This window comes from Parachitinimonas caeni (genome assembly GCF_030129945.1).
Classification (GTDB): domain Bacteria; phylum Pseudomonadota; class Gammaproteobacteria; order Burkholderiales; family Chitinimonadaceae; genus Parachitinimonas; species Parachitinimonas caeni.
Map to the genome: position 1 here is coordinate 23,340 of NZ_JARRAF010000042.1, position 13,163 is coordinate 36,502.

General features: G+C 60.4%; 8 protein-coding genes and 1 CRISPR repeat array. Of the genes, 6 read left to right on the top strand and 2 right to left on the bottom strand.

All coding sequences use genetic code 11. The annotated features are described in order from the left end of the window. Nucleotides 1-91 precede the first annotated feature (91 nt). Nucleotides 92-3,289: an HD domain-containing protein gene (locus PZA18_RS21320; RefSeq protein ID WP_284102909.1), complete on the bottom strand. Its 3,198-nt coding sequence runs from the start codon at nt 3,287-3,289 to the stop codon at nt 92-94. Nucleotides 3,290-3,957: 668 nt separating this feature from the next. Between PZA18_RS21320 and PZA18_RS21325 the strand changes: the two genes are divergently transcribed. From PZA18_RS21325 to cas1f, 5 genes are read left to right on the top strand one after another with little or no spacing between them, the layout of a single operon-like run. Further along, complete coding sequence (locus tag PZA18_RS21325) at nt 3,958-5,109, top strand: hypothetical protein (RefSeq protein ID WP_284102910.1); 1,152 nt, start codon at nt 3,958-3,960, stop codon at nt 5,107-5,109. Next, nucleotides 5,106-6,053 (top strand): type I-F CRISPR-associated protein Csy2, encoded by a 948-nt coding sequence (locus tag PZA18_RS21330; RefSeq protein WP_284102911.1) that lies wholly within the window; start codon nt 5,106-5,108, stop codon nt 6,051-6,053. The genes PZA18_RS21325 and PZA18_RS21330 overlap by 4 nt, the downstream gene beginning before the upstream one ends. Continuing rightward, nucleotides 6,050-7,165, top strand: coding sequence for a type I-F CRISPR-associated protein Csy3 (gene csy3, locus PZA18_RS21335; RefSeq protein WP_284102912.1), 1,116 nt, complete (start codon nt 6,050-6,052; stop codon nt 7,163-7,165). The genes PZA18_RS21330 and csy3 overlap by 4 nt, the downstream gene beginning before the upstream one ends. Further along, nucleotides 7,165-7,722 carry a type I-F CRISPR-associated endoribonuclease Cas6/Csy4 gene (locus tag PZA18_RS21340; RefSeq protein ID WP_284102915.1) on the top strand — a complete coding sequence of 186 codons (558 nt, stop codon included), beginning with the start codon at nt 7,165-7,167 and terminating at the stop codon, nt 7,720-7,722. The genes csy3 and PZA18_RS21340 overlap by 1 nt, the downstream gene beginning before the upstream one ends. Beyond that, nucleotides 7,719-8,753: a type I-F CRISPR-associated endonuclease Cas1f gene (cas1f, locus tag PZA18_RS21345; protein ID WP_284102913.1), complete on the top strand. Its 1,035-nt coding sequence runs from the start codon at nt 7,719-7,721 to the stop codon at nt 8,751-8,753. The genes PZA18_RS21340 and cas1f overlap by 4 nt, the downstream gene beginning before the upstream one ends. Nucleotides 8,754-8,766: 13 nt before the next feature. Beyond that, nucleotides 8,767-10,477: a CRISPR direct-repeat array (repeat unit 28 nt; unit sequence GTTTGCCGCCGCGTAGGCGGTTTAGAAG). Nucleotides 10,478-10,626: 149 nt separating this feature from the next. Here the strand turns inward: cas1f and phbB are convergent. Beyond that, entirely contained in the window at nt 10,627-11,361 is a 735-nt protein-coding gene (gene phbB, locus PZA18_RS21350; protein ID WP_284102914.1) for a beta-ketoacyl-ACP reductase, read from the bottom strand. Between the two features lie 371 nt (nt 11,362-11,732). On the opposite strand from phbB, the gene zapE reads away from it, so the two are divergent. Further along, nucleotides 11,733-12,893, top strand: coding sequence for a cell division protein ZapE (zapE, locus tag PZA18_RS21355; protein WP_308447440.1), 1,161 nt, complete (start codon nt 11,733-11,735; stop codon nt 12,891-12,893). The last annotated feature ends 270 nt before the right edge of the window (nt 12,894-13,163 follow it).

Below are 13,163 nucleotides of genomic sequence, written 5' to 3' on the forward strand. Positions count from 1 at the left end.
TAACGTTCCATTTCCGGTCACGTCAGCCCCTCTGCCACCGCCTGGTGCGGCAGAGGTTGGGACTGTCCACTGGCCACTGCCCTCGGCAGCCTCAGTCGTCCACGTCCTCCAGCGATTGGGAATGGACATAAAAGCCGAACGACGTATCGTAGTGAGTGTTCTGGCCGGTTTGGTCTTCCGGCAGCTGCACACTCAAGCCCAGCAAGGGGTCGATGCCCGCCGCCTCGCACAATGCCGCCAGATGATCGAGGTCGTGTACCAGCCAGGCATTGGCCAATGGCGGCGCGTTAAAATCGCCGCCGATTCGCTGCACAACGGCCCGCTCGCTACGGCCCTCCTTCTCCAGCCTTTCCGCCCGCCAGAAGCCATCTTCTCCGCGAACCGCCCGCCAGCTCAGCTCATAGCGACGCATCCGCAATGGATAGGCCCGATAGAAGCGCTCGGTCATCCAGTTCGAAGGGGCCGACATCCCCTGTGCCTCCAGCACCTCCAGCGGGTTTTTGAGTGCAGCCGTGAGCAGTCGGTCTTCATCGCGGGCCAGCGGGTGACGGCTGTCAAAGCGCAGCCGTGCATCCAGATTGCCCAGTTGCTCGGGCTGATCAATCAATAGCGACATCTGCAGGGCTGAATACACCTTCTTCGACCGGGCGCGCAGCACCTTATCCAGCGACTGCGGCTCCAGCCCCGGCCGGCAGAACACACCATACCGCTGCACATCGGGGCTTTGCGCCCAGCGGCAGTTGTAATCGAGCAAACCAATGTTTGGCGCCGCCACCAGTTGTTGCCGATGCCGATTAACCCGCCCCGCCGTCTGCACAATCGATTGTGCGCTGCTGGGCTCGATCACCGCCCAGTCAAAATCATGATCGCGGCCGATTTCCTCAACCGGTGTCGCCACGACGATGAACGGCACACTCTGCCCAGGCGACCGGGCCAGCAAGGCTTGAATTTCGGGATCGGCGAGAATATGGGCATTGGGCATGGCGCCCTTGCGCGTCAGCAGAAAATCGAGGCGCGATTCCTTGGCATGGCGCTGAATCAGAAAATCCTTGGCGTGGTAGCAGGCCACCCAGGCCTGTGGCAACTGCTGCGCCAGATAGCGGGCGACGCGAATCGCTTGAGTGACATTCGCGATCCGCACCAGCCCGAACGACAGCTGCTTACCGCCCGTGCCCGTCCAGGCCTGCGCGGCATGCAAGGTCTGTACCGCCGTCGAAACCGCCTGCAGCAGCAGGCCCATCGACTGACCGGCAAGCGGCACAATCTGCAGTTTGCGCAGGGTCGTGGCCGGCATGGCCGCCATCAGCCGCCCCAAATGGGCTTGATAGTGCCCAGCGAAATCCTCGCCCCCCCCAAAGCTCACTGGTGTGGTCAGATGGTCGAGCACCACCACCCGGCCGGCGTCGACCTCATCCCGCATGGCCCGCCGCATCGCCAGCCCACTGGCAAACGCACGCTGCACCGCCTGCGCCACCGGCAAGGCCAAAGTGGCCGACGAGCACACCACACTGCTCCCCACCAGAGCCGCCATCTGCACCAGCCGCAGCACAGCCACCAGCGATTGCGGATCGTAGGAATCGACTTCATCCAGAATCAGATCCGACCCGATCAGCCGCAACAGGGCTGCCACATGCCGGCCCTGCTGCCCCGGCTCGCCGGCCGCCACCAGCATATCCACCGTCGAAACCAGCACGGGTGCCCCCAGCAGCTGGCGACTGGTCTGGCGCCGCTCGGTCAGAATATCCATCCAGCCCGGCAACAGCACTTCCTCGCCGATGGTCTCGTACAGGCGGGCTTCGCCCGAAGCCTCGGCATCACCATAAAACGCCTCATCCCGCTGATGGGCATGCAGCTTGGCAATGGTGCGGTCACCAATCACCACCGCCAGTTCATCGGCGCCGATGCCAAAGTCGCGCCGCAAAGCATCGCCGGTCTGCAAGGTCAAGGTGCGCAGATTAAGTGCCACCGCAAATCGCGGCCGCTGGCGCAGACAGCAGGCAATCTTGGCGTTGGCGCGGGTCTTGCCGGCGCCGGTTGCCGCGATATTGAACACCAGCAAGGGTTGCGAGCTTTGTTCGCGGCAACGCTGCACAGCAGCAACCGCCCGCTCCTGCCAGCCAAACGGCCCATCAGGGTCGGTGGGCGTCAGAATCCGCTCGACCGCCTCTTCCGATAGCCCCGGCAAGTGCAGATTCATCATGCACCAGGCCAAGTCCGAAGCACGGGCGCCGACTTCACGCAGATGCCAGGCCAGCGTCTGGCGATAGCGCGGCCGACACCCCGGCAGCGGGTCGGGCTTGGTATTGGCATACAACGCGCCAGGCCGGGCGGTGGTATCGAAGGGGCCAGGGTCGTCTGCTGATGCTCTGTTGGGCACCTCCCCCAGTATTTGGCCCCGATAGCTTTTCCCAAAGTCTTCGGCTGCTTGGCCCGACACCGTATGGTCGGCCAGAATCAGCGCCGCCCGCGCCAGCAGCGCCATGCCGCGCCAATACAGCTCAGGCTGTGCCGGCTGGCCGGCCTTGTCACGCAAGCGAGAAGCCGTCGTCGCCAGCTCGGTAAGGCGAGCCGGGTCTAGCGAGCCTGCCGGATTCACCAGCAACGCCGGGTTGACATGATGGTTGGAACTATCCGGCGCACCATCGTCGTCACAAGGCCCCGGCAGGCGATGGTGGCTCACCGTGATGAAGGCCAGGGCGTCATCGGCACGATGCAGACCGTTAACCAGATACTCGGCGCCTTTGCGGCCCATTTTGGTCAACCCATTGCCCGCCAGCGCCTGCCAGGCCGTGGCGAAATCTGCGCCTTCCAGCAAGGCCGGCAGCAAATGCATCGACAGCCATTCATGCCGCGCCGCCTCGGCCACGGCCGGCTCCTCGCCCAGCACCGCCGCGTGCAGCTTGGCCTGAAACCCTTCGCTGCTCTTGCCCAAGTCATGCGCCAACCCGCCGGCCTTCGCCAGCAGGCACAACACCTTCAGCCAACGCGGCACCTCGGGCCGCCGCCGACGGGTGTAACCGGCCGGAAAATGCCCATCCGGCCCAAACGGTTTACGCGAACCCACCACCCACAGCAGCTTCATTCGGCTCACGCCATCATTGCGATAACACGCCACCGCCGTCTGCCGTGTCGCCTGCCGTTTCAGCAACGTCCGCAGCTCATCCAGCCCTTCCGCCGTGATCGGCGTCGCCCAACTGCGCTCCCCGGTACGGATCGCATAAGAGTCCAAAACCGCCCGACTACGCTTGAGGGCACGCTGCTGACAGGCTGAGACGAGATGGATGTGCATGATGTATGCTGAATTCGCTGTTTTGGTTTGCCGCCGTGTAGGCGGTTTAGAAGCTATAAGTGCGTGTCACCATACTGATCGGCACAAACACTTTTGCCGCCGTGTAGGCGGATCTTAACGGGGCCGAGAAGGGGCTCTTTGAGCCCCTTCTCGGCATCTGTCCTAATTGGGGAGTGATTCGATCACTCAAACCCCGATCACCCAAACTCAAAGAATAATTTTTCCCACTTATAGGGCCAGAAATTTATTCCAGATCTGATCGAAATATTGTATTGCCTTTAGGAAAAAATTTGCATCATCGAAATTTCAGTACTAAAACAAAAGCGCGACAACATGTGTCGCGCTTTTTTCATTCACAGGAGTGGAGAGTAAATATGATGACAAACCACCTACCAAACTATTGGCTGTCGCTAAAGGTCGCAGCCAGCAGCATCGGCATCACTTTCAATGCAACTCTCAATCACATCAAACTGCCAGCTTTATCTCTTACATCACTGCGCATCTCCATCCCACTCATTTTTAGAGGCTTGGGCGAATTAGTGCTAATCAAAAACTGCTAGTAATCAATACTAGGGCCGCCAGCATCCCGCCAAGTTTGCCTGGCGGCCTTAGCACATCTATAGGCCATAAAAAACACTAATTCAAACTCGAAGTTTGGAGGGAAGCGTATGGCTAAAACGCCAGCGGCCGAGGAGGCGATCGGCTGGAAACATCTCGAACCCGACCTCTATCACGAAGTCGGTGCTTCGTTAGTTCATCATTCCGTCAAAACCGTCAATTCTAATGTCCCGCCCGGCGGGGTGCGGCTGAGCAGGCAGGCGGCCTTGAATCTGCCGTATGTCTCGGTCCGTACGCTGTTGCCGCACGTATCGTTTGATCTTGATTACATCGCCAATTCCGGCCCGACCGCGACCGTAGTCAAGCAGATGTACGCGCACGCTCAGGGCAAGCCGGTTGATCCGCCGCCACAGCCCGAAGAAATCGCCGCCATCGAACAAGCTTTGGCCAATGCCGCGCAAAGCGGGGTGGAGTTGGGCACCGAATCGGTGTCGATCCGCTTGCGGCAGCTGTTGTTGCCGATTGAAGACGAGCGTTATCGCGCGATTACGCCGCTGGTGTCGGGCAGTCTGGGCCGTGAGTTTCGCCGTCGAACTACTGAGCACGAAACGATGCGCGTCGAATTCGAGACTGCCGCCAAGCAGCGGGCCAACGCCAACGATGCAGCCCCAAACAAGTCCACTGCCGACCAGCCCCCCCGCCCGCGCCGCTTGCGGCAGGCGGTGTTTGGCATTGGCGGTGCCAACCCGCAGAACGTCGGCGCGACGGTGCGCGACTTGCAGCGACCGCTGTTTTTTGCTGCGCCCACTGAAGACGCCCAACTGCGACGGGTCTTGCACCATTATTTTCACGGCCTCGCATTGTGGCTGCCACTGCCGGCCTTATTGGAATACCGCGCATTTTGTTGGCGATGGCGTCGCGACAACGACACCAGCATGGAAACGCGCGACAAAGACCGGCAGCACATTCATAAGCTGACCCACCGGCTGCTACGACGTCTGGATGAGGTGGTGGAACTATTAACCGAGTATCGCAAGCACTTGCCTAACGGCGGCCAGCCCTTGGTCAACCCGGCTCTCTCGCCCTTGCAGCAGGGCTTGTTCGACCGCAACCAGCGCGACGTGGAGTGGCAATACGCCTTCAGCCGCGAACTGACCAACTTGATCAGCCATTACGACTTTCCCGATAAGAAAGGCAAGATCCTGTTCGATGCCACCAGCAGCGAGCAGGTGGCCGGCTGGATACGGGAGCTGCTGCGATGAGGCACTATTTGACTCTGCCCCGGCTAGAAATCAGCCACGCCAACGCCCAGGCCAGCGGCCATGTGATCAATGCTTGCCCAGTCATGGCGATTACGTTGTTTGCGCACAATCTGGCCCGCCATGTTTATCAATCGTCGCCCTATACCCTGCCCTATGAGCAGGTCCGGGTGGCGATTCTGCACCACGATGCGCAGCTGCTGGGCGAAGGCGGCGCCAATGGTTTTTTCAACTTTCAGCCGCAACTACGGCGCGGCGCCACGTTTATCGACAAGACCGATTATTCGTCGAAAAACCCACATGCGCTGTCGCTGCAGCCGACGGCCACCTGCCACCTGACGCTGACCTTGCTGCTGGAACTGCCGGCCGCCCCCAATCTGGATGAGGTCAAAGCCTTTCTGCGCCAGGCACGCTTGGCCGGTGGCAAGGTGGAAAGGCATGAAGCCCCCACCGTGCAAAGTGGCGATGTCGAAGACCTGCTGTCGCAACTGCCCGGTGGCTTCTGGGTAGTGGAGCGGACCGACCTGATGCAGACCGACCCCGATCCGCTCACCGCGCTGTATCGCGCCATTGCTTACCAGCATGCCGACCCGGCCCCGCTCCCCCTCGCCGAAAAGACGGGCGATGACCATGCCCCCGCCAAGGACTGGTCGTCTGACACGCCGCGCCCCCTGCCGATGTCTTGGCTGGTACCCACCGTTCTCGGCTATGCCGGCATCACCCCGTTTGCCCGCCGTGGTGGCGTGCGGATGAGCAACGACCGCAGAACCGGCGAGCTGACCACGCCCGACCACGCCTTTGCCGAGCCCTTGCTGGGACTCGTGCAGTACGTAGGTCGGCGGCGTTGGGTCGAGTCGCACCCCATTGAAGCCATCCCATTCTGGCAGCCGCAGTGGCTTCAGGATGATGTATTTGTCGTGACCCAGACAGGAGGAGAAGAAGAATGAGCACATCAAACGAAACATTTAAAAAGCTGCCGGGCGTGCTGTCTTTTCAGCGGGGCCTGATCGTGACCGACGCCACCTTTTACAGCCTGGTGCCAAAAGACAACGCGAAAGAAGGCACCGACGAAGTGCCCGTGCGGGTGGTTAGGCACGGCATACGTGGCACCCAGAACACCAACAAGTTTGGCAAGGCAGAAGACAGCACCAGCAGTAGCGCCAAACGCGAGAACCCCAGCAACATCCAGACCACCGATTCGGCCAAGCTCGACGCCAAGGCGACGGCCCTGATCGTCCGGTTCGAGCTGCGTTTTCTTGATCTGGCCAACACCCTGTTTGCCTGTGCGCCATCGAAAGACGATGCCGAAGACCTGATGCGGCTATACAAGGCAAGCGTGGACAACTTCATCAGCCGGGCCAAGCAGTCGGAAGGTCTGAACGAAGTCGCCCGCCGTCTGGCGCGCAATATCGCTAATGGCCGCTGGCTGTGGCGCAACCGCACACTGGCCAGACAGGTACAGATCATCGTTAACAGCCCCGAGCAACCTGAGCTGCGCTTTGATGCACTGACCACGCCGCTGCAGCACTTCAACGACTACAGTGACAACGAGAAAAAGCTGGGCGAACTGATCGCCAACAGCCTGGCCGGCAAGCATCCACACGATCTGCAGATCTGCGCAATCGTCGATTTTGGCGTGCGCGGCGCCATCGAAGTCTTCCCCTCGCAAAACTATGTGGAAGACAAACCCAAGGGCTTTGCCCGGCCGCTGTATGCCCTGGGCCAGCCCGAGAAAGCCGTCATCGTGGCCGACAGCAACGGCATCGACTTTCAAAGTACCCGCGACATGGGCCACGCCGCCCTGCGCGACCAGAAAATCAGCAACGCCCTGCGTACTCTCGACACCTGGTACCCCGACTATGCCGAAAATGGCCGGCCGATTCCGGTCGAACCCAATGGCGCCAGCCTCGATGCCCAATGCTTCTTCCGCAATAACAAGAAGACCTCGGCCTTTGAATACGCCAAACAGCTCAACGTGCTCGACCCCAGCAGCCCGGAAGGCCAATTCATGATCGCCAGCCTGATCCGTGGCGGCGTCTTCAGTGGGGGCAACGAGTGATGCAACCCCGCCTCTATCTGGATATCGAGATCAAGGGGCCCAACCAGCCGCTGGCTGCAGCGGCTGTCCTGCGCGCGCTGCACGGCGCCTTTCGCAACGCACCGGGCCGTTACGCCCTGGCCCTGCCCTGCTACCCGCGTAGCGCCTTTCGCCTGCTGCGCATCTTTGGCGGCAACGGCGACGACCTCATCACCTTGCGAGAGCACTTGCTGGCCGTACCAGACTTCGACAAGCACATGACCGCCCACTCACCCCGGCCCATCCCCGCCGGTTTCGATGGGCCCTGGTACAGCTACCGCCGCTACCGTATTCCCACCCGTAGCGCCGAAAGACACCCCGATGGCAACCTGCGCGCACGCCGCATGCAGCAGGCCGACGAAGCCGGGTACCCCTACTTCAACCTGCATAGCCGCAGCAATGGCCAGACCTTTGGCCTGTATATCCAGCGGCTCGATGCCAACAGTGGCGACCGCTGCCAGCCCGATAGCTATGGCCTCGCCAGCGCCAGCCGGCCGTTTGCCCTGCCCCACTTGCCTGCCCCGTGGGAATCAACATGAGCGAGCGACAAAAGCCCCGCCAGATCTTGCTATCGAAACGGGCCAACATCTTTTATCTGGAGCATGTGCGGGTTCAGCAGAAAGACGAGCGGGTGGTCTACCTCACCGATACCGGCGACGACATCGACCGTTTCTTCAACATTCCGGAACGCAATACCGCGCTGATCCTGCTTGGCAAAGGCAGCTCGATCACCGATGCCGCCGCCCGCCGGCTGGCCGAATCCAATGTATTGCTGGGATTTTGCGGCAGCGGCGGCAGCCCGCTGTTTTCGCTGACTGAGCCGGTTTTTCTCTCACCGCAAAGCGAATACCGGCCCACCGAATACATGCAAGCCTGGGTCCGCCACTGGTTTGACGAACCGAGCCGGCAAGCACTGGCCCGCAGCCTGCTGCACGAACGCATCCGCCACTGCCAGCACCATTGGCAGGCCGATGCCGAGTTACGCGCCCGCCAGCTGCTGCCGCCCGAAACCGCCATTGCGCGTTTTCAGGCCGGCATAGAGGCCGCCAACACCAGCCAGGACCTGCTGCTGGCCGAAGCCGAATGGGCCAAGCAGCTCTACGCCACCCTGGCACGCGGCTACAAGCTCGAATTCAGGCGCGAAGAAGGCAAAGGCAGCCAGGACAGCAAGGCTGATCGCGTCAACAGCTTTCTCGACCACGGCAACTATCTGGCCTACGGCTTGGCTGCCGTCGCCCTCAACGGCCTGGGCATCAGCTTCAGCTTTCCACTACTGCACGGCAAAACCCGGCGCGGCGCGCTGGTCTTCGACATTGCCGACCTGATCAAGGACGCCCTCGTCATGCCCCACGCCTTCGCCTGCGGCACCGACCGCCACTGCAGCGACAAAGACTTCCGCAGCCAGCTGATCGAACACTTCCACAAAGCCGACACCCTCGACTTCCTGTTTGGCTTCGTTAAAAGCCTGTGCGAAAAATCACCACAAAATCAAGGAGATAAACCAACACCAGAAAAACGAAGCCCAAGCACCGAAAGCCAGGGCAAACCATTGAAAGGAAAGGAGGAATGAAAAAACAAGCTCAGTTTGCCGCCGCGTAGGCGGTTTAGAAGTATGCCGCGTCGGCATCGGCAATGATTAAAGTGTTTGCCGCCGCGTAGGCGGTTTAGAAGCCGTAGCCGTTATCGCCGTGACACAAAAAGTCAGTTTGCCGCCGCGTAGGCGGTTTAGAAGTAGTTGGCACCACGCCGTTAGCAATTCCATCAGTTTGCCGCCGCGTAGGCGGTTTAGAAGACGTTCCAGCCGAGAAGATCGGCACCTTGCGGGTTTGCCGCCGCGTAGGCGGTTTAGAAGCATCATCAGCTGTGGCTGCAGGCGGTGCAGCAAGTTTGCCGCCGCGTAGGCGGTTTAGAAGAGCAAGGCGCCGGGATTTGGGCCGCTGGGCATGTTTGCCGCCGCGTAGGCGGTTTAGAAGAGATCCAGCTGCCCTTGGGCATTCAACGATACGTTTGCCGCCGCGTAGGCGGTTTAGAAGTTGCGCCTGCCGTAGTAGCGTCTTGCCATCCAGTTTGCCGCCGCGTAGGCGGTTTAGAAGACGGTCAAATCAGTCGCCCGCTGGACGTGGGAGTTTGCCGCCGCGTAGGCGGTTTAGAAGACCGTCCGGCAGCGGGATAAAGGCATCAGTCAGTTTGCCGCCGCGTAGGCGGTTTAGAAGACCGGATTGACGCCCACCTGCCTGGCAATGATGTTTGCCGCCGCGTAGGCGGTTTAGAAGACTCCGAGAGTGGGATCAGTTCGCTATCCAGCGTTTGCCGCCGCGTAGGCGGTTTAGAAGCATCGCGCAACGAGTCGCGCCCTTGCTTTGCCGTTTGCCGCCGCGTAGGCGGTTTAGAAGAATGAGCCGGATATCTACCTGACGCCGAACGAGTTTGCCGCCGCGTAGGCGGTTTAGAAGTGCATACGGGGTTTCGATCTGACGCCAGGACCGTTTGCCGCCGCGTAGGCGGTTTAGAAGTTATGAATGAGATTGACCGGCGAGCGTTACCCGTTTGCCGCCGCGTAGGCGGTTTAGAAGAGAGGTCATTACCTGCCGCCCCAGGTCGAAGCGTTTGCCGCCGCGTAGGCGGTTTAGAAGGGAAAAACATCAAGCTGCCACCGGGCCACACCGTTTGCCGCCGCGTAGGCGGTTTAGAAGTTTCCCCCGACGATGATCCGGCGCTACATGCGGTTTGCCGCCGCGTAGGCGGTTTAGAAGAGCGCGCGCCAGGCGGCTTTCTGGCCCGCCGCGTTTGCCGCCGCGTAGGCGGTTTAGAAGTTGCCGCTGCTGGCTAGCGTCACCGCGCCAGTGTTTGCCGCCGCGTAGGCGGTTTAGAAGCCACCCCCAGCCGCCGCGCTGATCCAGGCCAATGTTTGCCGCCGCGTAGGCGGTTTAGAAGTTGGTGGTGATGGTCGCCATGGGTTCACGTAGGTTTGCCGCCGCGTAGGCGGTTTAGAAGGATTGAAATGCCAATGTTCGGTGCGTTTAGCCGTTTGCCGCCGCGTAGGCGGTTTAGAAGTGTTTGTCATAGAGCGCGGCCTCATCTTCAAAGTTTGCCGCCGCGTAGGCGGTTTAGAAGTGCTGATCCATTTCGGCCCGCAGTGCCCTCGCGTTTGCCGCCGCGTAGGCGGTTTAGAAGGCAGCCCCTGCCCCGTGGCTCGTGCGCGCTGCGTTTGCCGCCGCGTAGGCGGTTTAGAAGAAGATGATTTTGATTTGATGCGAAAAGGAGTGGTTTGCCGCCGCGTAGGCGGTTTAGAAGCTGGACACGACAACAACGACATCGCCAAGCGAGTTTGCCGCCAAGCAGGCGGCGCATTGGATTTTAAGTCGGTGAGTAGATGAACCAGCCCCAAAACAAACGCCCCAGCTTTCTGGGGCGTTGTTTTGGGCGGTGTCCAGGCGCGTGACTTAGAACATATGCTGCCCGCCGTTCATGGCGATGTTGGAGCCAGTGATGAAGCCGGCGTGGTCAGAGGCGAGGAAGACCACGAGGTCGGCGACTTCTTCCGGCTTGCCAAGGCGCCCCACCGGGATCTGGGCGACGATGGCGTTACGGACTTCTTCTTTGACGGCCATGACCATTTCGGTGGCGATGTAACCGGGGCTGACGGTGTTGACGGTCACGCCTTTCTTCGCCACTTCCTGCGCCAGGGCTTTGGTGAAGCCGTGCATGCCTGCCTTGGCTGCCGAGTAGTTGGTCTGGCCGAACTGGCCTTTCTGACCGTTGATGGAGGAGATGTTGATGATGCGGCCAAAGCCGCGTTCCATCATGCCATCGACGAAGGGCTTGGTGATGTTGAACACCGAGTCGAGGTCGGTGCGCATGACGACATCCCAGTCCACTTTGCTCATTTTGCGGAAGGTGGTGTCACGGGTGATGCCGGCATTGTTGACGAGAACGTCTACTTGCCCGACTTCTGCCTGCAATTTGGCCGCCATCTGCTGGCAGGCTTCGAAGTCGCCGACGTCGCACTGGTAAGCATGAAACTGATAGCCCTTTTCTTTCATGTCGGCCAGCCATTCCTGCTCGCGGCCGGGCCGGCTGTAGGTGGTCACTACCGTATAGCCGGCGTCTGCCAGGCGCATGCAAATCGAGGTGCCTATGCCTCCCATTCCGCCGGTGACGAGTGCGATCTTTGCCATAGTGTTATCTGCTCCGTTGGTGTGCTTAGGGGGATTGCTACTATGTATCGGCAGTGTCGGCGATTTTCCCTGCGGCGCTTTCGCCGTACGGCGCAGTTGCCTCGCACTCGGGCTCTGGCCGGCTGACGGTGGAATGTCGTGGGATTGTCTCGCCCCCAACCCGTTCATCAGTTGTGGCTGGCACGGGCTGATGAGTGCGCGGACCTGTTGGTCTCTTGTTGCGCCGGGTCTGGATGCGCCATCTGGCGCTGTCCGAGAACCATGATATACCACCGAAACATGACCGTCATATTGCCGAGGCCACAACTTGCAATGTAGTCGCAAGGCTATAATTACGGCTTTCCTACCTGTATTGCTGCCGTTGCATCCTCATGTCTCAAGCTGCGCTTACTCCCGAATCTCTCGTTGGCATGCCTCCTTCGGAATGGTATGACCTCGCCACCCGTCAATCCGGCTTCAGTCGCGACGCTGCCCAGGAGAACGCTGTGCGCCATCTGCAGCGGCTGTTCGATGAGCTGGTGGCATTCAAGCAAAAGCGTAACCGCTTGTTCGGCCGCTCTTTGCTGCCACAGCCCAAGGTGCCTCGCGGCCTGTATTTCTGGGGGGGCGTGGGCCGGGGCAAGAGTTTTCTGATGGATGCGTTTTTTGCCTGCGTGCCTTATCAGCGCAAGAAGCGCATGCATTTTCATAATTTCATGAAGTCGGTTCACGACGAGATGCGGGCGCATAGCAACGAGAGCGACCCGCTGTTGAAGGTGGCGGCGAAGATCGCTACCGAAACCCGGCTGCTGTGTTTTGATGAGTTCCATGTTTCGGATATTGCCGATGCGATGATTCTGGGTCGTCTGCTCAAGCAGCTGTTCGAGCTGGGGGTGGTATTGGTGGCCACCAGCAATTACGAGCCGGATGGGTTGTATCCGAATGGCCTGCAGCGCGCCAACTTTCTGCCGACGATTGCGTTGATGAAGGAAAAGCTGGACGTCGTGAATGTCGATGGTGGCAACGATTACCGGATGCGCACCCTGACCCGTGCCCGCACGTATCTGAGCCCGATCACGCCTGAGACCGAGGGGGTGCTGCAGGGGATCTTTGATAGTCTGGCTCATGGCAGCGCCCTGCCGACCTCGTTGACGATCGAGGGCCGGCAGATTGAGGCAAGACGTCATGTGGGCGGCATGGTCTGGTTTGATTTCGCCACGTTGTGTGGCGGCCCGCGCTCGCAGAACGATTATCTGGAGTTGGCCCGTCAGTACCACACGATCCTGCTGTCGAATGTGCCCAAGCTGGGCGCTCGTCATGCCTCGGAGGCCCGGCGCTTCACCTGGCTGGTGGATGTGTTTTACGACCATCGCGTCAAGTTGGTGCTCTCTGCCGAAACCGACCCGGATCATCTGTATACCGAGGGCCAGATGGCCAACGAGTTCTTCCGCACGGCCAGCCGGCTGACCGAGATGCAGTCGCAGGAGTATCTGGCATTGCCGCATCTGGCCGGGCAGATGCGCGATGGCTCGCAGTACATTGCGTTTACCTGAACACCTCATTCGCCCTTCTCTCGCCCACGGAACCCCTAGGCTCTGTTGACGTTTTGTTTCCGGTCGCGCAGGGTCGAGTTTTGGGGCAGGGCTAGGCAGGGTAAGTGCAGTTTAGCGAGCTAAATAAACGAACCCTAACGACGCCATGCCCCAAAAATCGACCCGGCCCGGAGGGTTTCGCCGGATTTGGGCCTGCTGCGGTGTTAAAAATAGCTTGCTTAGCCCCCAAAGCGGCGCGCTTTTCGCCGTGCATCAGGCCCAAATCCGACG